Genomic DNA, 22,396 nt, shown 5'->3' with positions numbered 1-22,396 from the left:
CATGGAAGCTGCCGACAGCCGAGCCGCCGTCAGCGTCACGGCAGATTTCAGGCGGCGCTCGGCACCAACCGGCGCGTTCCGCCGAGGGCGAGAGCAATTCCGGTGGTCAGGACCAGCGCCATGCAGCCCAGGATGGTGACATCGTTCAGGGTCGGCTTCAGCACCATGTCGGCGATGATCACCAGCATCACCGAATAGTCGACGCGTGCAGCGTTGAGGATGCGCTGGCCCTGGGCGAGGGCCGCCGGCGTGACGCCGTCCTTGGCGATCATCCCCGCCATGCGGTCGGCGGTCGGCTTGAAGATGAACATGCCGATGCAGAAATTCGTCGCGTAGCCGGCAAGGCCGATCAGGATCCACAGGTCGGAGAAGCCGACCCAGAACCCGCACATGATGAGGCCGAAGGCGAGCGTCAGCATCGACATCGGCGCGAAGAACCTGTTGCCCAGCTCGCCAGTGGCGCGCATGGCCTGCAGCATGCCTTCGATGTTTCCGGCGCGGTCGGCGCGCACCGCAAGCACCATCAGCGTGAAGCCGCCGCCGACCCAGAGGATCGCCGAGAGGACGTGCAGAAATTTGATGATCGAGTACCAATCCATGGTTCCCCTCCTTGGATATTTGACGACTGCGAGCGGCGCATATTTGCTCCATCTCGCTGCGAGGAGAGGGCGTTTAGCGCGGCGCCTGTTTCGGAACGATGTCGCGAGGGAGGCAGCTTTGTTTCGACGTCCTATGAGACACGGCCGTAACGGGACCGTTCAACAATTGCGCCAGCGCGTCGTGCTGTTTCCTGCTATTCTGACAACGCCGGGAAGGGTCGGGCGCCATGCGGCATCGTCCAGAAACATTGCCGATGCAAATGAGCCGATGCCGGGACCCGGCGGCGGGCGACCGCCTGAACTCAACCCATTCCCATGACGGGAAAAGGCAAATCGGGGGATACTATGCAAAAGGTAGCACGAAATTTCTTCACGCTGGCCGTCGTCTACGCACTGGTCGGGATGGCGCTCGGCCTTCAGATGGCGATCAGCAAAGATCATGCGCAGATGCCGACCCACGCCCACATCATGGTGGCCGGATGGCTGATGTCGGCGGTGTTTGCCTTCTTCTACCATTTGTTTCCGGCAATCGGGCAAAAGACGCTCGCCACGGTCCATTTCTGGTTGACGGCAATCAGTGGCATCGGCCTGTTGATCGGCCTTTACATCATGCTTGCCGGCAACCCGGCGATCGAGCCGCTGGTGGCAATATCCTCGATGGGGTTTTACGCCGGATTGCTGCTGTTCGCCTATATCGCGCTGCCGGTGGTGTGGAAAGCCGAGCGGCTTCCTGAGGCTCAAAAGGCCTGAATATTGTGCTGTTACGGCACAGGTGGGCGACGCTTGTTCAAAAAATATCCGCGCCGTTAAGGCTTCATTAAGCTTTACAGGCGTTTACTATGTGCATCCAGTGATCTGGATTCTTACCGAGTGGTTGGAGCCACTTTGTTTGACGCCTCCCTGTTAAACTCCTGAGAGCCGCCTTATCCGCGGCTCTTTTTTTGTCCGCGATCCGGATTGCCCGGGTGCGTGCATCGCCGTTAACCGTTTGTTAAACATGTGCTTGCCTTCACCCGCCCCGAAGCGCATTTTCAAGCCTCGGTCATATAGGGTGCAGGGCGTGACGGCGATGACGCCGATTCGGCCGGCTGTAAGGCAAGTGCAGGGCGTATCGATGAACGACTCTTCGAAGGGAAGCGCGAAAACCATCAAGCTGGCGGAGCGCCGGGTTTTCTCCCAATCCTTCAAGCCGCTTTACCAGGAAGGCATGGGCCTGGTCGAGCAGGCTGCCGAATATCTGGACGGCAAGGGCCGGGCGGAGGCGAAGAAACTGTCCAGGCTGGCGGCGACGCTCTATGCGGCCGAATCGATGCGACTGACCACGAGGCTGATGCAGGTCGCCTCCTGGCTGCTTTTGCAGCGCGCGGCGAATTCCGGCGAGATGACCCGCGATCAGGTTGCTTCCGAAAAATCCAAGGTGCGTCTCGACACCGCTTCCGCCAACAACGATGCCGCAGGCTGGGTCGAACTGCCCAAAGATTTTCTTGACCTCGTCAACCGCTCGCTGCGCCTGCAGGCGCTGGTGCGTCGCATGGACGAGGAAATCTACGGCAGCGCCGTGGCCGACGTGTCGCCATCCGGCCGCCGCGTCAATCCGGTTTCCGACCAGATCACGCTGCTGAACACGGCTTTTGCCCGCGGCTAAGAGACTGTTTGGAAACTCTACTCCGGCGGCCATCTGATGGCGTTTTCTGCGCTTCCGGTGCTCACGGACCCAAATGTCCGCTGCGCTCCGGTTCTCGAAACCACCACCATATGAGTCGCCGGAGCGACTTTCGAAACAGTCTCTCAGAAGCTCTCCTGGACGTAGCCAGAACCTGTTTCTGGTTTGTTCACATTTCGCTGGCATCGCTGTCCATCAAGGGTAGACTCGGCGAATGGGGGAAACGATTCGCATCATCGGCATCGATCCGGGGCTGAGGCGTACCGGCTGGGGCATCGTCGAGAGCATCGGCAATTCGCTGCGCTTCGTCGCCTCCGGCACGGTGCGTTCCGACGACAAGGCGGCGCTGGCGACACGGCTTTGCCAGTTGCATGATGGGCTTGCCGAGATCCTGCATACCGCCATGCCGCACGAGGCGGCGGTCGAGCAGACTTTCGTCAACAAGGATGCGGCCGCGACGCTGAAGCTTGGGCAGGCGCGCGGCATCGCCATGCTGGTGCCTGCGCTGGCAGGTCTGGTCGTTGCCGAATATGCGCCCAACGCCGTCAAGAAGGCGGTGATCGGCGTCGGCCATGGCGACAAGAAACAGATCCACATGATGGTCAAGGTGCTGATGCCGAAGGCGACGTTCGACACCGACGATGCCGCCGACGCGCTGGCCATTGCCATCTGCCACGCGCACCACCGGCAGAGTGTTGCCTATAGGATGGCGGCGCTGGCATGAGGGACCACACATGATCGGCAAGCTCAAAGGCACGCTGGACGAGATCGACGAGGATTTCTGCATCATCGACGTGCACGGCGTCGGCTATGTCGCCCACTGCTCGGCGCGCACGCTGGCCGCTTTGCCGGCACCCGGCGAGGCGGTGGTGCTGTTCATCGAGACCTATGTGCGCGAGGATATGCTGCGGCTCTACGGTTTCCAGTCGGTGCTGGAGCGCGAGTGGTTCCGACTGTTGATGAGCAATGTGCAGGGCGTCGGCGCCAAGGTGGCGCTGGCCATTCTGTCGACGCTGGCGCCGGCCGATCTGGCCAATGCCATCGCGCTGCGTGATATTGCCATGGTCAGCCGCGCGCCGGGCGTCGGCAAGAAGGTGGCCGAGCGCATCGTCACCGAACTGAAGAACAAGGCGCCAGCCTATGCGGGCACTGCCTCCGGCACCATCGGCCTGAAGCAGGAACTCGGCGAAGGCGTCGCACCGGCGCCGATCACCGACGCCGTCTCGGCGCTGGTCAATCTCGGCTATTCGCGCGATATCGCAGCCAACGCGGTGGCGGCGGCGCTGAAAAACGCCGGCGAGGACGCCGATGCGTCGAAGCTGATCCGCTTCGGGCTGAAGGAACTGGCGCGGTGAGTCTACGCTTGTCCCGCTCCCTGCCCTGTGCAAGGAAGGCGGCATGAGCCTTTCGCCACGCCTCATTGCTCCCGACAAGCGCGGCGAGGATGCCGAGCAGACCTTGCGGCCGCAGACGCTCGGCGACTTCGTCGGCCAGGCGGCGGTGCGGGCCAATCTCAAAGTGTTCATCGAGGCCGCCAAGGGCCGCAGCGAGGCGCTCGACCACGTGCTGTTCGTCGGCCCGCCCGGCCTCGGCAAGACGACGCTGGCGCAGATCATGGCGCGCGAGCTCGGCGTCAATTTCCGCTCGACCTCCGGCCCGGTCATCGCCAAGGCCGGCGATCTCGCAGCATTGCTCACCAATCTCGAAGATCGCGACGTGCTGTTCATCGACGAGATCCACCGGCTCAACCCGGCGGTCGAGGAGATCCTCTATCCGGCGATGGAGGATTTCCAGCTCGACCTGATCATCGGCGAAGGGCCGGCGGCGCGCTCGGTCAAGATCGACCTAGCCCGTTTCACCCTGGTCGCCGCAACCACCCGGCTCGGCCTCTTGACCAACCCGCTGCGCGACCGCTTCGGCATCCCGGTCCGTCTCAATTTCTACTCGGTCGAGGAACTGGAGCAGATCGTGCGGCGCGGCGCCCGCATCCTTGCGATGCCGCTCGGCGACGATGGCGCGCTGGAGATCGCACGGCGCGCGCGCGGCACGCCGCGCATCGCCGGCCGGCTGTTGCGCCGCGTGCGCGATTTTGCCTCCGTCGCCGGCGACGGTCATGTCGACCGCCAGATCGCCGACGAGGCGCTGACGCGGCTCGAGGTCGATGCGCTCGGCCTCGACGCGCTCGACCGCCGCTATCTCTCGATGATCGCGCGGAATTTTGGCGGCGGGCCGGTCGGCATCGAGACCATCGCGGCAGGGCTTTCCGAGCCGCGCGACGCCATCGAGGACATCATCGAGCCCTATCTGATCCAGCAGGGTTTTATTCAGCGCACGCCGCGCGGCCGCGTGCTGACCGCCAATGCCTGGCGGCATCTCGGCCTCGATGCGCCGATGGACCTGGCGCAGCAGCAGATCAGCCTGTTCCAGGAAGAATAGCGACGCGCCGCCTTGCGGCTTCACTCCTGCGCAAAATCTCCTAATCCTGGTCAGCTTGCCGGCGCATTTGCGGGCTCTAACGCTTCGCGCTGTGGGACCGTCCCACGAAGGACGGAGTTGAGCGATGATCACCAGACGTGGCTTCCTGCGCCTCATCGGCGGTTCCTTCTTATCGGCGGTGTCGCTCAGCGCTTATGCGGTTGGCCTCGAGCCGATGTTGCTGACGCATGTAAAGCGCTATTCATTGACGCCGCCAAACTGGCCTGCGGGATTGCGGCTTCGGGTTGTCGCCCTCGCCGATATTCATGCTTGCCGGCCATGGATGACGCCGGAGCGGATTAGGTCGCTTGCCGAACGGGCGAACACCCTGCAGCCGGATCTGATTGTCCTGCTTGGTGACTATGCAGCCGGCACACGCCTGGTTACGGACTGGGTGGATTCCTCCGAATGGGCGCCGGCCTTGTCCGGCCTGAGGGCGCCGCTCGGCGTGTGGTCAATCCTTGGCAATCACGACTGGTGGGAGGACCTTTCCGCGCAGAAGGCCGGGTTCGGGCCGACGGTGGCGCGCAGGGCGCTCGAGCGCGCCGGCATCCCGGTCCTGGAAAACGACGCAGTTCGCCTCGAAAAGGACGGGCATAACTTCTGGGTCGCCGGACTTGCGGACCAACTTGCGCTGCGGCCGGGCAAAGCCTGGGGCCGCAGCAGATTCAAAGGATTGGACGATCTGCGTGGCACGCTGGCAAGGGTGAGCGACAAGGCTCCCGTTATCCTGCTCGCACATGAGCCGGACATATTCCCGAAAGTCCCGTCACGGGTATCGTTGACTCTTTCGGGCCATACCCATGGCGGACAGGTGCGGCTGTTCGGCTATTCTCCGGTTGTGCCATCCCGCTTCGGCAACCGTTTTGCCTATGGCCATGTCGTGGAGGAGAACCGGAACCTGATCGTCTCCGGAGGGCTCGGTTTCAGCATTCTGCCGGTGCGTTTTGGGATGCGCCCAGAGATTCTTTCGATCGAACTGGGTTCAGCCTGACCGTCAATGAAGTGACTTGACCACGTCCATCACATCCGGCTCGGCCTTGTCGCCATCAAACGCCTCGACGATGCCGAAGGCGCCGCCATAGCTCCAGACCGACCATGCAAAGCCATGGGCTTCCGCGCGCGCTACCATGTTCCTGACATAGGCGGCGCGGTATTCGGCCGGCATCACGTAGGGATTGCCGTATTCCTGGCGGATCATGCCGAATTCGCCAAGCATTATGTTCTCCGGCTTGATGCCGTTGGCCTTTGCCCAGGCCTCGACCCTGGTGAATGGCGCATCCATCGTCTCGCGCAGCTTCTCATCCGTGTCGATGCTGGCGACCTGCTCGTCGAGATAGGCAAGCAGGCCGCTCTGCCGCGTCCATGGCGCCTCGACCTTGATCCTTGCGCGGATCGTATCGAGCGCAGCATCGAGCTGGGCGCGCGGGACGGCGTTGAGCGGATAGGGCAGGCCGGTCACATAAGGGATGAAGTCGCCGGCCCAGGTCGCGCCCTGATGGGTCAGCAGGAACGGCTCGTAGGAATGAAAGGTCCAGATGATGTTGTCGTCCGGGATCGCCTTTGGATCGATCTTTGCCAGCGATGCCGCATTGGAATAGCAGGCGCCGGTCAGGATCAGGCTGAGCTTGGTGGCCGACGAACGCGCCGCCGCGAACAGTTTTTGCTGGCGCTCCGGCCAGAGGCCGGTGCCGTCGGCGTCACAGTCGACGACCGGCTCGTTCATCGGCTCGAAAGCGACTTGGCGCGGATCCTCATCGGCCAGCGTGCGCGCCATCTTGCGCACCACTTCGACATAGGCATCGAGCACCTTCGGGTCGTCCATCACCTCGCCCATGCCGATCTTGCGGCTGCTGCCGCTGGGGATCAGATGCATGTCGACGATCACTTTCAGTCCGGCGCGATTGATCATGCGCACCGAGTCCAGCACGCTGGCATAGAGATCGTCGCGCAGCGCCAGCGTCTGGCTGGACAGGAACGGCGACGGGTCGACCGGCATGCGCAGGAAATCGAAGCCGGCGCTCTTCAGCGCCTTAAGGTCATCGTCGTTGAGGAATTTGCGCCATTCCGGATAGGGCAGGATTGCCCGCCGGTCGCCCCATTTGTCCTCGCCCGGCCAGGTCGTCCATTGGTCGAGGTTGAGGCCGCGCTTCATCGAAAAGGTCGCCGCCAGGCCCGGCAGCGCCAGCGCGACCAGCACAAGCAGCGCCGCCATCAAGGTCTTGATCATCGCCGTCAACAGTGCCATCGGGTTCATGCGCCAAGCTAATGCGTGTCGCCCAAAAAGTGTGTAGCGGTTTGGGACAACGACACCGCACGGAAACAACCACCTAAAGCGCGTCGCGCTTCAGGTGCCCGGTCAGGCCCGAAAAGGAAAGCGCAATGGACGATCATGGTGAATCGGCGACGCTCTGCGCCGGGCTCTCCGGCGCGCTGACGGAATTCGGCCACCGGCTGATGGCACGGGTCTATTATGCCGACACCGATTTCTCCGGCGTCGTCTACCACGCGCGCTATCTCGAATTTTTCGAGCGCGGCCGTTCCGATTATCTCAGGCTTGCCGGCGTCCATCACACCGAGCTTGCCGAGGGCAAGCATGGCGAAAAAATAATCTGGGTGGTGCGGCGTATGGAGATCGACTTCCGTGGATCCGCCCGCATGGACGACATCCTGACCATCGAAACGCGCACCGAGGACATTTCGGGCGCCCGCATCTTCATGGCTCAGCAGTTGAAGCGCGGCAGCGAGGTGCTGGTCGAGGCGCGGGTCGAGGCGGCGATTATCGGCGAGAACGGCCGGCCAAGACGTTTTCCGAAGGAATGGATCGCAGCCTTCATGCCCAAGACAAACCGGTAAGTTCAAAATCGGTAAGTTACTGACGCCGATGATCCGCCGACGATGCCAGGCGGCGCGCCCAAGGCGCGGCAATGCGCCGCGCTGTCCGTCCTAACCCATCCTTAACCATAACGGTTCATGAAGAGGGTGGTGAAGATTGGAGAATCCAGCGCCTTCCTTTCACCAAGATTTGCCCCGAAAACGCCGCCAGCGGTGCATTTTGGGGTTATTCCGCAAGCGTTGCGCGAACGGATCACAAGGGATGCCCATGGGCCAGCCGCCAGCCGTGCCCGGAAAATTCTTAAGGACGTAACCATGGAAAATATCGCACTCGCCGAACCGGGCGCGCATTTGTCGATTTGGGCGCTGTTCACGCAGGCCGGCTGGGTGGTCAAGCTGGTCATGATCGGGCTGCTCTGCGCCTCAATCTGGACCTGGGCGATCATCGTCGACAAGCTCGTCGCCTATGGCCGCATGCGGCTCGCGCTCAATCGCTTCGAACAGGTGTTCTGGTCGGGGCAGTCGCTGGAAGAGCTCTACCGCACGCTCGCCGACCGCAAGACGTCAGGCATGGGCGCCATTTTCGTCGCCGCCATGCGCGAATGGAAGAAGAGCTTCGAGAAGGGCGCGAAATCGCCGCTTGGCCTGCAGACCCGCATCGACAAGGCGATGGACCTGGCGCTGACCCGCGAAATGGAAAAGCTGGAAGGACGGCTTGGCTTTCTCGCCACCACCGGCTCGGCGGCGCCCTTCATCGGCCTGTTCGGCACCGTCATCGGCATCATGACCTCGTTCCAGGCGATCGCCGCGTCCAAGAATACCAGCCTGTCGGTGGTCGCACCCGGCATTGCCGAGGCGCTGCTGGCCACGGCAATAGGCCTGCTCGCGGCCATCCCCGCCGTCATCGCCTACAACAAGCTGTCGTCGGACGCGAGCAAGATCGCCGTGCGCATGGAGGGGTTCGCGGACGAGTTCTCCGCCATACTCTCGCGCCAAATCGATGAAAAAGTCGCGCAGAAGACCTGAGGAACAATCATGGGAATGTCTGTAGGCGCGGGTGGCGGGGGACGCGGTGGTCGCGGCCACAGGCGGCGCGGCCGCCATCACGCGATGATATCGGAAATCAACGTCACGCCGATGGTCGACGTGATGCTGGTGCTGTTGATCATCTTCATGGTCGCGGCGCCCTTGCTCACGGTCGGCGTGCCGATCGACCTGCCGGACACCCAGGCCAAGGCGATGAATGTCGACACGCAGCCGATCACCGTCTCCATCAACTCCGCCGGCCAGATCTATCTCCAGGAGACCGAAATCCCGGTTGAGGAGCTGGTGGCGAAGCTGCAGGCGGTTTCGAAGACCGGCTATGATGAGCGCATCTTCATCCGCGGCGACAAGTCCACCGACTATGGCACGGCGATGAAGGTGATGGCCCGGATTTCGGCCGCCGGATACAAGAATATCGGCCTGGTTTCACTGCAGGAACAGGATCAATAGACGCAAGATGAGGACCGGCCTCACCACATCGGTGATCTTGCACGCGGTCGTGATCGGCTTCGGCCTGTTCACACTGTCGGGGCCGGCTGCATTGCCGGCGTCTGATGCCGAGTCGCTGGCGGTCGAAATTGTGCCGATGGAAGCGATCGCGCAGATACAGCAAGGCGACAAGAAGGCTGCGGTGAGTGAAAAGCCGGCGCCATTGCCGACCCAGCGCCCGGACATCGTGGCCGACGCGCAGACGGTCGGCGAGAACAGCGTCGATACCGACAAGCCGCCGACGCCGGAGCCCAAGCCCAAGCCGGTCGATCTGGCAGAAGCGCCACCGCCCGCACCGACGCCGAAAGAGAAGCCAAAGCCCGAGGACGTGCCGAAGCCGAAGGAGCAGCCGAAGCCTGTTCCGGCGACCGAGGTCGCTCCGGTGCCGCAGCCGAAGGAAGAGGTCAAGCCCGAGCCGGTCAAGCAGGCGGAGCCGGAGCCGACACCGGCCAAGGAGCCGGCGCCGACGCCGCCGCAGGACAAGACCGCCGCCATCGACCCGCAGCCTGAGGTCAAGCCGGACGCCGTCGCCGAGGCCATTGCCAAGGAGCCGCCCACCGAGACGACGCAGCTTCCGGACTCTGCGCCCGCCCCGCAGGCGCGGCCGAAGCCGCAGCCGGCTCAGGCCGAAAGCGCCAAGGCGCCCGAGCGCAAGGACGCCGACAAGCCGGTCAAGGAAGCCTCATCCAAGCCGAAATCTGAAGACAAGCAGTTCAACGCCGACGAGATTTCGGCGCTGCTCGACAAGCGGAAGCCGTCCGGCGGCGGCGCCAAGCGCTCGACCCAGCAGGCATCGCTCGGTGGGGACAAGGATCAGGGCCAGAAGCTCTCGAGGTCGGAGCAGGGCGCGTTGGAGGCACAGCTCGGTGGTTGCTGGACCCTGCCGGTAGGGCTCGAGGGTTCGGAGAATTTCATCGTTGTAGTCAGGTTCAATCTCGACGCCTCCGGCAAGCTGGACGGACGGCCATCTGTCGAAAAGTCGAGCGGCAACCGCCCGTTCGACGAAAGTGCCGTGCGCGCGGTTCAGAAATGCGATGTGGCCGGCCTGCAGGTTCCCGCAGGCAAACAAGACATCTGGGCCGACGTCCGGGTCACGTTCGATCCGAGGGAGATGCTGGGCCTGTAGGCCCGGCGCCCCGTAGAATCATTAAAGAGAAGCGAGAAGACATGAAATTCATCCTCAAGCCGCTCCTGATGATCGTAGCGATGGCGCTGGGCATGACTGCCGCCGCCACCTTGCCGGCGAGGGCACTCGTTGAGCTCAACGTCAACAAAGGCAATGTCGAGCCGCTGCCGATCGCCATCACCGATTTCCAGGGTGGCGATGCGTTGGGCGCGGAGATTTCCGGCATCGTCAGCGCTGACCTGAAACGCTCCGGCCTGTTCGCGCCGATCGACAAGAGCGCCTTCATCGAAAAAATCTCGAACCCGGATGCCACGCCTCGCTTCGAGGACTGGAAAGTGATCAACGCCCAGGCGCTGGTCACCGGCAGCGTCAGCAAGGAGGCCGATGGCCGCGTCCGTGCCCAGTACAGGCTGTGGGACACCTTTGCCGGCCAGCAGATGTCGGGCGAGCAGTTCTTCGCCAACGACGCCAACACGAGGCGCGTCGCCCACATCATCGCCGACGCCATCTATGAGCGGCTGACCGGCGAGAAGGGCTATTTCGACACGCGCGTCGTCTTCATCGACGAATCGGGTGCAAAGAACGCGCGCAAGAAGCGCCTCGCCATCATGGACCAGGACGGTGCCAACATCCGCTACCTGTCGGACGGCAGGTCGATCGTGCTGACCCCGCGTTTCTCGCCAAACCGGCAGGAAATCACTTACATGTCCTATGAAAGCGGCCAGCCGAAGGTCTATCTGCTGCAGATCGAGACCGGGCAGCGCGAACTGGTCGGCGACTTTCCCGGCATGACCTTTGCGCCGCGCTTCTCGCCCGACGGCCAGAAGGTGATCATGAGCCTGCTGCGCGACGACGGCAATTCCAACATCTTCGCCATGGATTTGAGGAGCCGCTCGACGACCAGGCTCACCAATTCGACGGCCATCGACACCTCGCCGTCCTATTCGCCGGATGGCAGCAAGGTGGTGTTCACCTCCGACCGCGGCGGTCGCGCGCAGATCTATGTGATGGGCGCCGACGGTTCGGGCCAGACCCGCATCTCCTTCGGCGATGGTGTCTATTCGACGCCGGTGTGGTCGCCGCGCGGCGATCTCATCGCCTTCACCAAGCAGACCGCCGGCGAGTTCCAGATCGGCGTCATGCGCGTCGACGGTTCGGGCGAGCGCATCCTTTCAACCGGCTTCCAGCAGGAGGGGCCGACCTGGGCGCCCAACGGCCGGGTGCTGATGTTCTTCCGCGATTCGGCCGGCGGGCCGAAACTCGTTTCGGTCGATCTCACCGGCCGCAACGAACAGTCGATCCCGACGGCGAATTTCGCTTCGGACCCGGCCTGGTCGCCGCTGCTCGAGTAAGTGAGGAATTGGAGAGATGAAGAAACGGGATTCCTCAACTCTTCAATTCGCTCCTTTCCACGGCTTGGTCGCGTTTTAGCCGCATTTCCGCCTACGGTCCGCGCGCATTGTTGCCCTTCGGATAGCCCTCTCTGGTGGGCCCACTGGCAAAACGGCTGCGGACGGCAGCCGAAACCAAATTTTAACCGTGTTTCTTGAACGCCGGTTAACCCAAACGTGGTTACTGGACGATCAACGAAATCACTCGAATTGCGAAGGAGAGGCGGCATGGGCCGTATCGCAGCACTTACCAGAAACCCGGTGATGATCGCGCTGGTGGCGTCGCTCGCCATCGCCGGTTGCGCTTCGAAAAAAACCCCGAACAGCGCCGCCGATCTCGGTCTCAGCGGCGCCGGAGCGGCAACGCCCGGTTCGGCCCAGGACTTCACCGTCAACATCGGCGACCGCATCTTCTTCGACACGGATTCGTCCTCGATCCGCGCCGACGCGCAGACGACGCTTTCGCGCCAGGCGCAGTGGCTGAACCAGTATAGGCAGTATGCCATCGTCATCGAAGGCCATGCCGACGAGCGCGGCACGCGCGAATACAATCTGGCGCTCGGCGCCCGCCGTGCCGCCGCCACCCGCGACTTTCTCGTCGCCAGGGGTGTTTCCGCCCAGCGCCTGAAGACCATTTCCTACGGCAAGGAGCGTCCGGTCGCGGTTTGCGACGACATCTCCTGCTGGTCGCAGAACCGCCGCGCCGTCACCACGATCAGCGGCGCCGGTTCTTGATCGGCAATTCCTGATCGGCAGAAATGCAACACATATATGCGAAAGGCGGCCGCGGCCGCCTTTTTCATGTCCGACGCCCGGATATGAGACTTGAAACAAAATTTGGCCGAAGTCCTGCCGTCCTGCTAAGAGCCGAGGCGCCTGACGGTCCCACTCCGATCGAAAGGCATGCAACAGGCAAACAATTTCACGGCGAGAGGCACATGCATTTCAGATCGGTCTTGAGCGGCACGCTTGCGCTGCTGCTCGTATCAAGCGTCGCTGCCCCGGCAATCGGCAATGAGCAAGGTGCAGAAAAAAGCGGTTTTTCCTTCCGCCTGCCGACGCTCGGCATTTTCGGTGAAAAAAAGAAACCGGATCAGGTTCAATTTGCACAGGATGGCACCGGCACTACCGCGCTGGAGGAACAACTCCGGCAAATGAACGGCAAGATTGAGGAGCTCAACTTCCAGGTGCTGCAGATGCAGGAGCAGATCCGCAAGCAGCAGGAAGACAACGAGTTCCGCTTCCAGCAGCTGGAAGGCGGCTCGCAAGGCGCGCAGCAACCAGCCGAGCAGAAGAAGTCGGACGCGACCACCAACACCGACAGCAGCGTCGCCGAGGCTCCGGCGACGCACGCGCCGGCCGATGCGGGCACACCGCCAGCCGGCGACCAGAGCGGGGAGGTTATCGTCGAATCGCCGACGGGTGAACCCGGCGCGGTGATCCCGGGCACGCCGCCGAAGACGTTCGGCACCATCACTGTCGACAAGAACGGCAATGTGATAGACGCCGACGGCAACACGCAGGCACATGCACCGGCGCAGAACACCGCCCCCGTCCCCGGTGGCCAAGCCGTCGGCGACCAAGCCGCTGGCACGCAGGCTGGCAAGTCCGACGATACGGTGGTTGCGGCGCTGCCCGCCACCGACGACCCGGAGGAGCTTTACCGCAACTCCTACCAATTCATCCTGTCGGGCGACTACAGCACTGCCGAACAGGGTTTTCGCGACCACATCGCCCGCTTCCCCAAGGACGCCAAGGCGGCGGACGCCCATTACTGGCTGGGTGAGTCGCTGCTCGGCCAGCAGAAATACCGCGATGCGGCCGAGACTTTCCTCGCCGCCAGCAAGGACTATCCGAAGGCCAAGAAGGCTCCCGACATGCTGCTGAAGCTCGGTGTCTCGCTGGTCGGCTTGAACCAGCGCGACGTGGCCTGCGCCACTTTCGGCGAGATCGGCAAGCGCTATCCCAACGTTTCCGGCACGCTCAAGGAACGCGTCAAGCAGGAAAGGGCGCTCGCGGCGTGCTAGTTTTTTGGGCGACATGCATTGATGCTCGAAACCGAGCCTGACCTTTCGGTTTTTTCGCAGATCGATTTTACGAACGGCGCTGTTGCGGCCGTGTCCGGCGGCAGCGACTCGACCGCCCTTCTCCTTCTCCTTAAAGATCACCTCGACCGTACCGCGCCGGCAACGAAATTGCTGGCCGTGACGATCGATCACGGTCTGCGGCCGGGCTCAGCAGCGGAAGCGCAAGCCGTGGCCAGGCTTTGTGCCGGGCGCGGCGTTGCCCACCGCATCCTGGTCTGGTCCGGGCGCAAGCCGTCGACCGGCCTGCCGGCTGCTGCGCGAGAAGCCCGCTACCGGCTGCTGGCCGAGGCAGCGCAGGCGGAAGGTATCGGCCTGATCCTGACCGGCCACACTGCCGACGACCAGGCCGAGACCGTGCTGATGCGGCACGCGCGCGGCAATGGGGCACGCGAAGAGAGGCGAGGCCTTGCCGGCATGGCGCCTGCAACCCTTTACGACTGGCGGATCTGGATCGCACGGCCGCTTCTCGGCACACGACGTGCGGCGCTGCGCGAATTCCTGCGGCGCGCAAATGTCGGCTGGGCCGAAGACCCGACCAATGAAGACGAGGCTTTCGAGCGGCCGCGAATCCGCGCAGCGCTTGCCGACGGCAATGGTGCGCAGCGCGTGGAAGATGCGGTGGCGCTGGCCGCGCGGGCTGCGGTGGAGCGCGAACAGCTTGGCCATCGCGCCGCCGCGCTGATCCGTGGCTTTGCCAGCAGCCCCGCCGATGGCCTTATCCGTCTCGATCCGGGTTTTGCGACGGCCGGCGACGAACCGGCGGCCGTCTATGCGCTGCGCATCCTGCTGGCGACTGTCGGCGGCGTTGCCTTTCTGCCCGACCAGGTTCGCAGCGAGGCGCTGCTCAACCGGCTGAGGACCCCGCCATTTTGCGCCACATTGTCGCGGACGGTGGTCGATGCACGGCGTGCCGGCATCTTCCTGCGTCGCGAAACCCGCAACCTGCCGCCCGCTGCTCCTGCCGTGGACAATGCCCTCTGGGATGGCCGCCGGAGGATCACATTGGGCGACGAGCCAGGTGCATTTCTGATCGCGCCGCTCGGCGCGGCTCGTGCCGCAAAACTGGCAATTGCCGAAGACGGCACGCCGCCAAGCCTTGTCCGCGCGGCTCTGGCGGCCGAGCCGGTGCTGTGGCGCTCAAGTGAACATCTTGGCGAATCCGTTAGCCTGGCGCAGGACAGACCGGTCTTGCCACGAATGGCGGTATGCGCGGTGGTCGCGCCCTTTGCCCGCTTCCTGCCGTCCTTCGACCTGGCGCCGGCCGGAACAGTCGCCGCACTGATCGGCGCGCCGCTTCTTCCTGCCACGCCTTTCCGCGGCCACACTGCCGGTTATTCATGGGCGAAAGCTTAACCGCGACATGCTGTTCTGCTTGGCAAGGGAAGGCGCCATCCCTATGTTAGACCCAAGTTTCCTCTCACGACGCGTGTCCGCCAGCGGACGCCAACGGGACAATTGATGAATCCGAATTATCGCAATCTCGCGCTCTGGGCGATCATAGCGGTCCTGCTCATCGCTCTCTTTAATCTGTTCCAGACGCCGCAGACGCGCGGAGCAGCGAGCGATGTCCCCTATTCGCAGTTCCTGCAGGATGTCGCGGCCGGTCGGGTCAAGACGGTGACCATAGCGGGTGCCCGCATCTCGGGCACCTATACCGACACCTCTACCGGCTTCCAGACCTATTCGCCGGGTGATCCGTCGCTGGTTTCGAGACTCCAGGACAAGAACGTCACCATCAACGCGCGCCCCGAATCCGACGGTTCCAATTCGCTGTTCGGCTATCTTATCTCCTGGCTGCCGATGATCCTCATCCTTGGAGTCTGGATATTCTTCATGCGCCAGATGCAGTCCGGCTCCGGCCGCGCCATGGGTTTCGGCAAGTCGAAGGCCAAGCTTTTGACCGAAGCGCACGGCCGCGTCACCTTCCAGGACGTCGCCGGCGTCGACGAAGCCAAGCAAGATCTGGAAGAGATCGTCGAATTTTTGCGTGATCCGCAGAAGTTCCAGCGGCTTGGCGGCAAGATCCCGCGCGGCGTGCTGCTCGTCGGCCCTCCCGGAACCGGCAAGACGCTGCTTGCCCGTTCGGTCGCCGGTGAGGCCAACGTGCCGTTCTTTACCATTTCCGGCTCGGACTTTGTCGAGATGTTCGTCGGCGTTGGCGCCAGCCGCGTCCGCGACATGTTCGACCAGGCCAAGAAGAATGCGCCCTGCATCATCTTCATCGACGAAATCGACGCGGTCGGCCGCCATCGCGGCGCCGGCCTCGGCGGCGGCAACGATGAACGCGAGCAGACGCTGAACCAGTTGCTGGTCGAGATGGACGGCTTCGAATCCAACGAAAGCATCATCCTGATCGCCGCTACCAACCGGCCGGACGTGCTCGACCCGGCGCTGCTCAGGCCCGGCCGTTTCGACCGCCAGGTGGTGGTGCCGAATCCCGACATCGTCGGCCGCGAGAAGATCCTGAAGGTGCATGTGCGCAACGTGCCGCTGGCGCCGAATGTCGACCTCAAGGTGATCGCACGCGGCACGCCGGGCTTTTCCGGCGCCGACCTGATGAACCTCGTCAACGAATCCGCCCTGATGGCGGCGCGGCGCAACAAGCGCCTTGTCACCATGGCCGAGTTCGAGGACGCCAAGGACAAGATCATGATGGGCGCCGAGCGCCGCTCGTCGGCCATGACCCAGGCCGAGAAGGAACTCACGGCCTATCACGAGGCCGGCCACGCCATCCTGGCGCTGAACGTGCCGTCGGCCGATCCGCTGCACAAGGCGACCATCATCCCGCGTGGCCGGGCGCTTGGCATGGTCATGCAGCTGCCGGAAGGCGACCGTTATTCGATGAGCTACAAATACATGATCTCGCGCCTCGCCATCATGATGGGTGGCCGCGTCGCCGAGGAGTTCAAGTTCGGCAAGGAGAACATCACCTCGGGTGCCTCCTCGGACATCGAGCAGGCAACCAAGCTGGCACGCGCCATGGTCACGCGCTGGGGCTTCTCCGACAAGCTCGGCCATGTCGCCTATGGCGATAACCAGGAAGAGGTCTTCCTCGGCCATTCGGTGGCGCGCACGCAGAACGTCTCTGAAGAGACGGCGCAGATCATCGACGCCGAAGTGCGCCGGCTGATCGACGAGGCCTATTCGACGGCGAAATCCATCCTGACCAAGAAGAAGAAGGAATGGATCGCGCTGGCGCAGGGGCTTTTGGAATACGAGACGCTGTCCGGCGAGGAGATCAAGCAGTTGATCGCCGGCCACAAGCCCGCTCGCGATCTCGGCGACGACACGCCTCCGAGCCGTGGCTCGGCCGTGCCTAAGTCCGGCAGCCGCCGCAAGAAGGGCCCGGAGCCCGAAGGTGGCATGGAGCCTCAGCCGTCAAGCTAGGGTCCGGCTCAGGAGATTGATTTCGAAAACGCCGCGGCTCGAACCGCGGCGTTTTTTGTTCAGGAGGTTGCCGACAGCCGATCACGGCGCGAAAGCCGTTCACCCCCACATCGCATCCGCTCCCACAACTGGATTCGGCAAATGGTGAGTTACGAGGGGCGCGCTGTCCGGCCGACCTCTCAAGACCTGGGTTCCTCGCCCCCGCAAAGCGGGGGAGAGGTGGCCGCGAAGCGGCCGGAGAGGGGGCTTCGTAGGGCGCAGGTCCCCCTCTCCGTCTCGGCCTCGCCGAGCCACCTCTCCCCCACTCTCGTGGGGGCGAGGAACCCAAGCTGGAATGATGCCGCGATCCTTCCCCTCTGTCCTGCCAATCTCCCCGTCAAAGGGGAGATTGGCAGTGGCTTCGCCGGCGCCCGCAGGACCGTCCGCCGCCACCGGCAACAAAAAGCCCGCGAACCTTGCGGTTCGCGGGCCTTTCTGTCTTCAGATGCTGCTGCCGATCAGCTCTTCAGCGCGGCATTGCACAGGCTGTAGAATCCGCCGCCCTTCTGGATCCACTTGAGGCCGCCCAGCGCATTGGCCTCCTTGTTGGCGTGATATTGGTCGCGGCAAGTGTGCATGCGGGCCTTGGCCGGGGATTCGCTGCTATACTTGTTGGAGACCGCCTTCGGAAACGTCACACCCTCGGGAGCGATGAGGGTCGGCGTTTCCGGGTGGCTGGTGAGGCTTGCCTGATCGGCTGCCGGTACGGTGTCGTCGTCGGAAGCACCGGCACCGCACTGGCTCATCCGGAAGTCGTTCCACTTCATGCTGTTCAGCGTGTTGCCGGTCTTGGCCGCCTGATATTTGGCGCTGCAATCCGCCCTGCTGAGGCCGCTGCCTGCGTTGGCAGTTGCCGCTGCCTTGGTCGTCGCTGCAGCGGGTTCCACCGTCGCGGTGGCGCCGGCGGCGCATTCGCTCTTGCGGAAGTCATTCCACTTCATGCCGTTCAGCGTGCCGGCGGCTTTTGCAGACCGGTATTTGGTGCTGCATTCTTTCGCCGCCAGGCCCGGTGCCGCATCGGTAGCTGCAGCGCTGGTGGTGTCCGCCGTGGCTGGCGTGGCGTCGGTTGTGACGGCCTCGGTGACGCATTCTGCGTTGCGGAACTGGTTCCAGTTCTGCCCGCCAAGTGTTCCGGCATCCTTTGCCGCGTTATACTTGGTGCTGCATTCGGCCATGGTCAGTGCATTGGCGGGCGCCGCCAGGAATAAAGTCGCGACGGCAAGACCCGTCAAAGCGGCAAGTCGATGGATGAGCATTGAGTCTTCTCCCTTCAGGTGTTCACGATATGTCCCATGCAAGCAATAGCACTCAACGACTGGTTGCGCCAGATGCTAAATAGCGCAAAAGCGGCAGGAAAATGCATTATTTCCGGGAAAATGATGGAACCGTCGCCAGCTACTGACCGCCAGATGAAAAATTTTCCGGTCCGTCTGCACGGAAAACGCGTATAGAGCGGCCACAGTCAGGAACGGCCTCACATGACAGGTCGATCGGGTCGGCCGGTGCGGCGGACCTGATTGCCCGGACACTGACGACACACCAAAGAATGCAGATGCGGTCTGAAGTTCCTGAAGGCTGCTGCCACAACCAGAGCCGGCAAATCAAAGCACTAGCGTGACACAAAACACACAAACCAACAATTTTCTAAGGATTGGTGACATATAATCATGCATTGTGATGATAGGCTCGGGCCAATTTGTGGCATGACGTGCCGGATAAGAACCATCGGGAAGCTGGCTAGCATGGCAGGAAGTTATTTCGGCACGGACGGCATTCGCGGGCGCGCCAACAGGTTTCCAATGACGGCGGAGGTCGCCATGAGGGTCGGCATGGCCGCCGGCCTTTCGTTCCAGCGCGGCAACCATCGCCACCGCGTCGTGCTCGGCAAGGATACCAGGCTTTCCGGCTACATGATCGAGAATGCGATGGTGTCGGGCCTGTGCGCCGCCGGCATGGACGTGTTCCTGCTCGGCCCGATTCCGACGCCCGCGGTCGCCATGCTGGTGCGCTCGTTGCGCGCCGACATCGGCGTGATGATCTCGGCCTCGCACAATCCTTACTACGACAACGGCATCAAGCTGTTCGGCCCAGATGGGTACAAGCTCTCCGACGAGATCGAGGAGCGCATCGAGGGGATGCTCGACAAGGATATCGAGCTGGCGCTCGCCGATTCGGACGGACTCGGCCGGGCCAAGCGCGTCGACGGCGTCCATGACCGCTATATCGAATTCGCCAAGCGCACGCTACCGCGGTCGATGTCGCTTTCGGGCCTCCGCATTGTCGTCGATTGCGCCAATGGCGCTGCCTACAAGGTGGCGCCCGAGGCGCTATGGGAACTCGGCGCCGAGGTCGTCGCCATCAATGTCGAGCCCAACGGCTTCAACATCAACAAGGAGTGCGGCTCGACCCATCCGGCCGGCCTGCAGAAGAAGGTGCACGAAGTGCGCGCCGATATCGGCATCGCGCTCGATGGCGACGCCGACCGCGTCGTCATCGTCGACGAGAACGGCGCGATCGTCGATGGCGACCAGATCATGGCGCTGATCGCCGAGTCCTGGCATCAGAGCGGACGGCTGGCCGGCGGCGGCGTCGTTTCGACGGTGATGTCCAATCTCGGCCTCGAACGCTTCCTCGGCGACATGAACCTGCAGTTGCACCGCACCAAGGTCGGCGACCGCTATGTTGTCGAGCACATGCGTGCGCACGGCCTGAATGTCGGCGGTGAACAGTCGGGCCACATCGTGCTGTCCGATTTTTCCACGACCGGCGACGGCCTCGTCTCGGCGCTCCAGGTGCTGGCCTGCATCAAGCGGCAGAACCGGCCGGTCAGCGAACTGTCGAAGAAGTTTGCGCCCGTGCCGCAGCTGCTGAAGAACGTCCATATTTCCGGCGGCAAGCCGCTCGAGGAAGCCCCGGTCAAGGCGGCGATCGAAGATGCACGCCACCGGCTGGGCAAGGCCGGGCGCCTGGTCATCCGGCCATCCGGCACGGAACCGCTTATTCGCGTCATGGCGGAAGGCGACGATCAGCAACTGGTCGAGGCCGTCGTCAACGACATCGTCGAGGTCATTTCGGAAACGCGCAGCGCCGCCTGATCCTGCAGCTTTGCCAGTCGAAAGCCCGCCTTCCGGCGGGCTTTTTTTATTGGGTTGCATTCCAATTAATCCAGGGAAATGACGCGAAATCCTGAAAGATTTAGAGATTCATGGTTAAGCGATACGGTTAAACGCCCTTTAACTTTTCCAATTCATTATCCACGACTGAAGCCAATCAGATTCGGACGCGTTCGCTGTGCCGAGGGTTCTCAGGGGTGACAAGCATGTTCAATACAGCAAGAATGGCCCTCTTTGCCGCGCTGCTCGCGGGCGTGGCCGGACCAGTGTTCGCCGCCGACTTCGTCGAGCCGCCCGTGGTCGAGCCGGCCCCGCCGCTGCCCGTCTACGAGCAGCCGGTCGAATATGGCGGCTGGTACATTCGCGGCGACATCGACTATCACTGGTCGAAGTTCCGCGGCGGCGACTACATCACCTACGGGCCGGATCCAGGCACCGGCCGCTTTGACAGCGGCAAGCTGGATGGCGCCTTCTCGGCCGGTGCCGGCGTCGGTTACCAGATCAACCGGCATTTCCGCACCGACCTTACCGCGGACTGGATGAGCAAATCCGAATTCCGCGGGTCGACCACCGGCATCTGCCTCGATGGAGATCCCTGTACTTCGACCGACACCTCGTCCTATACCGCGCTGCTGCTTCTCGCCAACGCCTATGTCGATATCGGCACCTGGCACGGCATCACGCCCTATGTCGGCGCCGGCATCGGCGGCGCCTGGGTCAAGTGGGATACGCTGCATAACGTCACTGAGGACGGTTCGTTTGAGCATAGCGGCGGCAAAGGCTGGCGTTTTGCCTATGCCGCCATGGCGGGCGCATCCTACTGCCTGACCGATCGTGTCAAGCTCGATGTCGGCTACCGCTACAGCCGTATCGAAGGCGGTAAGATGTTCGACTTCGCCAGCAATGTCGGTCCTGGCCATGACAAGGGCATTAATGTGCACGAAGTGCGCGGCGGCCTGCGCTACCAGTTCGGCAACTCGGGCTGCGCCCAGCCGGAGCCGATCGCCTACGAACCCGAACCGGTCTACACCAAGTAATCGCTTCGAGAGCAGGTTTGCGGACCGCCCGGCAAAAGCCGGGCGGTTTTCGTTTGGACTGGGAAAGCCGATCAAGATCAATTCGCTAACGTCCTGTTATCCTTAACCGCCACTTAACCACTATGGTTAACAATGCTCTGAAACGGCGCTCGCGATCGCGAATGGCGCCACCTTCGGGAGCCAGGGATCATGACAGTCAAATCGCGCATAGCGCTGGCGCTTGCAGCAATCGCCCTGATGCCGCTGTCTCAAGCGCTTGGCGCCGACTACGATCCGCCGATCTATGTCGACCAGGCGCCGGACTATGTGCCGGTCGAAGTCGGTTCGGGATGGTACCTGCGCGGCGATGTCGCTTATTTGCCGGAAAAGAGCTTCGAAGATGAGGATTTCGCCTTCACGCCGGCGAGCTTCAGCGACAATGAAGATCCGATTTTTGCCAGCATCGGCTTCGGCTACCATTTCAACGATTATCTGCGTGCCGATCTCAATCTCGGCTATCTGCCCGGCAACAAGATCGGCGTCGGCTATGACGATTCAGCGACTGCAGCAGAGGCGACCGTGGCATCAGCGTCCCTGAAGAACTACGCCTTCTCGGGCATGCTCAATGGCTATGTCGATCTTGGCACCTATGTCGGGATCACGCCCTATCTCGGCGTGGGTATCGGAATCGTCCAGAGCAATCGCAAGCTTTCGGCGAGCCATTTCACCGACAACAATGACCCTACCGACGATTTCGTTCTGCAGGACGACAAGACCCAGTATTCCTTTGCCTATACGCTGAATGCGGGCCTTGCCTATCAAGTGTCCAAGAATGTTTCCGTCGATCTGGGCTATCAGTATTTTTCCGCGCCCGACGCCGAATATGCGACTGCCGAGAGCCTGACTTCCTATCCGATCGACAAAGGGATCAGCAATCATCAAGTCAAGCTCGGGTTGCGTTACGACCTCTGGTAGGTGCTGCGCACGTGCAATCAAGACGGCGGATCATCGGGTCCGCCGTTCGTGTTTCGAGGCCACGACATTCTCATCACAGGCGACCAGTATCCCGACAGCGACAAAAACTTTCCCCTTGACGCCGGAAGCCTGAACGCATATCGCCGTCCGTGGGCCA

At 62.7% G+C, this 22,396-nt stretch carries 22 protein-coding genes; 19 read left to right on the top strand and 3 right to left on the bottom strand.

Going from position 1 to position 22,396, the window contains the following annotated elements:
• Positions 1-47 precede the first annotated feature (47 nt).
• Positions 48-599 carry a DUF2269 family protein gene (locus CIT26_RS26945; protein ID WP_095495385.1) on the bottom strand — a complete coding sequence of 184 codons (552 nt, stop codon included), beginning with the start codon at positions 597-599 and terminating at the stop codon, positions 48-50.
• Between the two features lie 345 nt (positions 600-944).
• Between CIT26_RS26945 and CIT26_RS26940 the strand changes: the two genes are divergently transcribed.
• The 6 genes from CIT26_RS26940 (at position 945) to CIT26_RS26915 (ending at position 5,731) form a co-directional block, all read left to right on the top strand.
• Positions 945-1,349, top strand: coding sequence for a heme-copper oxidase family protein (locus CIT26_RS26940; protein ID WP_095495384.1), 405 nt, complete (start codon positions 945-947; stop codon positions 1,347-1,349).
• A 364-nt stretch (positions 1,350-1,713) separates the two neighbouring features.
• Entirely contained in the window at positions 1,714-2,244 is a 531-nt protein-coding gene (rcdA, locus tag CIT26_RS26935; protein ID WP_095495383.1) for a protease adaptor protein RcdA, read from the top strand.
• 232 nt (positions 2,245-2,476) lie between these two features.
• On the top strand, positions 2,477-2,986 hold the full coding sequence (gene ruvC / locus CIT26_RS26930; protein ID WP_095495382.1) for a crossover junction endodeoxyribonuclease RuvC: 510 nt from the start codon (positions 2,477-2,479) through the stop codon (positions 2,984-2,986).
• Between the two features lie 10 nt (positions 2,987-2,996).
• The gene (gene ruvA / locus CIT26_RS26925) at positions 2,997-3,617 is read left to right on the top strand and encodes a Holliday junction branch migration protein RuvA (protein WP_095495381.1); all 621 of its coding nucleotides are present in this window, start codon (positions 2,997-2,999) and stop codon (positions 3,615-3,617) included.
• Positions 3,618-3,660: 43 nt separating this feature from the next.
• Positions 3,661-4,698 carry a Holliday junction branch migration DNA helicase RuvB gene (ruvB, locus tag CIT26_RS26920; protein ID WP_095495380.1) on the top strand — a complete coding sequence of 346 codons (1,038 nt, stop codon included), beginning with the start codon at positions 3,661-3,663 and terminating at the stop codon, positions 4,696-4,698.
• Positions 4,699-4,822: 124 nt separating this feature from the next.
• Complete coding sequence (locus CIT26_RS26915; protein ID WP_095495379.1) at positions 4,823-5,731, top strand: metallophosphoesterase; 909 nt, start codon at positions 4,823-4,825, stop codon at positions 5,729-5,731.
• Positions 5,732-5,734: 3 nt separating this feature from the next.
• Here the strand turns inward: CIT26_RS26915 and CIT26_RS26910 are convergent, their stop codons facing one another.
• On the bottom strand, positions 5,735-6,985 hold the full coding sequence (locus CIT26_RS26910) for a glycoside hydrolase family 5 protein (RefSeq protein WP_095495761.1): 1,251 nt from the start codon (positions 6,983-6,985) through the stop codon (positions 5,735-5,737).
• 134 nt (positions 6,986-7,119) lie between these two features.
• Here CIT26_RS26910 and ybgC point away from each other — a divergent pair, with 134 nt between their 5' ends.
• From ybgC to ftsH, 9 genes are all read left to right on the top strand, one after another.
• Positions 7,120-7,593, top strand: a complete 474-nt coding sequence (gene ybgC / locus CIT26_RS26905; RefSeq protein ID WP_095495378.1) for a tol-pal system-associated acyl-CoA thioesterase — start codon at positions 7,120-7,122, stop codon at positions 7,591-7,593.
• A 294-nt stretch (positions 7,594-7,887) separates the two neighbouring features.
• Positions 7,888-8,598 carry a protein TolQ gene (gene tolQ / locus CIT26_RS26900; protein ID WP_023799988.1) on the top strand — a complete coding sequence of 237 codons (711 nt, stop codon included), beginning with the start codon at positions 7,888-7,890 and terminating at the stop codon, positions 8,596-8,598.
• 9 nt (positions 8,599-8,607) lie between these two features.
• Positions 8,608-9,066: a protein TolR gene (gene tolR, locus CIT26_RS26895; RefSeq protein ID WP_095495377.1), complete on the top strand. Its 459-nt coding sequence runs from the start codon at positions 8,608-8,610 to the stop codon at positions 9,064-9,066.
• A 7-nt stretch (positions 9,067-9,073) separates the two neighbouring features.
• On the top strand, positions 9,074-10,231 hold the full coding sequence (tolA, locus tag CIT26_RS26890; RefSeq protein ID WP_095495376.1) for a cell envelope integrity protein TolA: 1,158 nt from the start codon (positions 9,074-9,076) through the stop codon (positions 10,229-10,231).
• Positions 10,232-10,299: 68 nt separating this feature from the next.
• The gene (tolB, locus tag CIT26_RS26885; protein WP_245319594.1) at positions 10,300-11,583 is read left to right on the top strand and encodes a Tol-Pal system beta propeller repeat protein TolB; all 1,284 of its coding nucleotides are present in this window, start codon (positions 10,300-10,302) and stop codon (positions 11,581-11,583) included.
• 267 nt (positions 11,584-11,850) lie between these two features.
• A complete protein-coding gene (gene pal / locus CIT26_RS26880) occupies positions 11,851-12,357 on the top strand; it encodes a peptidoglycan-associated lipoprotein Pal (RefSeq protein WP_029348860.1) in 507 nt (168 codons plus the stop codon).
• A gap of 203 nt (positions 12,358-12,560) precedes the next feature.
• Positions 12,561-13,649: a tol-pal system protein YbgF gene (gene ybgF / locus CIT26_RS26875; protein ID WP_095495374.1), complete on the top strand. Its 1,089-nt coding sequence runs from the start codon at positions 12,561-12,563 to the stop codon at positions 13,647-13,649.
• Between the two features lie 21 nt (positions 13,650-13,670).
• On the top strand, positions 13,671-15,062 hold the full coding sequence (tilS, locus tag CIT26_RS26870) for a tRNA lysidine(34) synthetase TilS (protein WP_095495373.1): 1,392 nt from the start codon (positions 13,671-13,673) through the stop codon (positions 15,060-15,062).
• A 105-nt stretch (positions 15,063-15,167) separates the two neighbouring features.
• Entirely contained in the window at positions 15,168-17,096 is a 1,929-nt protein-coding gene (gene ftsH, locus CIT26_RS26865; RefSeq protein WP_065011263.1) for an ATP-dependent zinc metalloprotease FtsH, read from the top strand.
• A 497-nt stretch (positions 17,097-17,593) separates the two neighbouring features.
• Here the strand turns inward: ftsH and CIT26_RS26860 are convergent, their stop codons facing one another.
• On the bottom strand, positions 17,594-18,391 hold the full coding sequence (locus CIT26_RS26860; RefSeq protein ID WP_095495372.1) for a hypothetical protein: 798 nt from the start codon (positions 18,389-18,391) through the stop codon (positions 17,594-17,596).
• Positions 18,392-18,427: 36 nt separating this feature from the next.
• On the opposite strand from CIT26_RS26860, the gene CIT26_RS36820 reads away from it, so the two are divergent.
• The 4 genes from CIT26_RS36820 to CIT26_RS26845 all read left to right on the top strand — a co-directional run bounded on the left by CIT26_RS36820 (position 18,428) and on the right by CIT26_RS26845 (position 22,239).
• Positions 18,428-18,586, top strand: coding sequence for a hypothetical protein (locus tag CIT26_RS36820; protein WP_167391543.1), 159 nt, complete (start codon positions 18,428-18,430; stop codon positions 18,584-18,586).
• Positions 18,587-18,877: 291 nt separating this feature from the next.
• Positions 18,878-20,230: a phosphoglucosamine mutase gene (glmM, locus tag CIT26_RS26855; RefSeq protein ID WP_095495371.1), complete on the top strand. Its 1,353-nt coding sequence runs from the start codon at positions 18,878-18,880 to the stop codon at positions 20,228-20,230.
• A gap of 224 nt (positions 20,231-20,454) precedes the next feature.
• Positions 20,455-21,285 (top strand): outer membrane protein, encoded by an 831-nt coding sequence (locus CIT26_RS26850; RefSeq protein ID WP_095495370.1) that lies wholly within the window; start codon positions 20,455-20,457, stop codon positions 21,283-21,285.
• Positions 21,286-21,474: 189 nt separating this feature from the next.
• Positions 21,475-22,239 carry an outer membrane protein gene (locus tag CIT26_RS26845; RefSeq protein WP_095495369.1) on the top strand — a complete coding sequence of 255 codons (765 nt, stop codon included), beginning with the start codon at positions 21,475-21,477 and terminating at the stop codon, positions 22,237-22,239.
• Positions 22,240-22,396: the final 157 nt, after the last annotated feature.

The sequence above is a fragment of the Mesorhizobium temperatum genome (assembly GCF_002284575.1).
Classification (GTDB): domain Bacteria; phylum Pseudomonadota; class Alphaproteobacteria; order Rhizobiales; family Rhizobiaceae; genus Mesorhizobium; species Mesorhizobium temperatum.
This window is presented reverse-complemented; position numbering and strand designations above follow the sequence as displayed.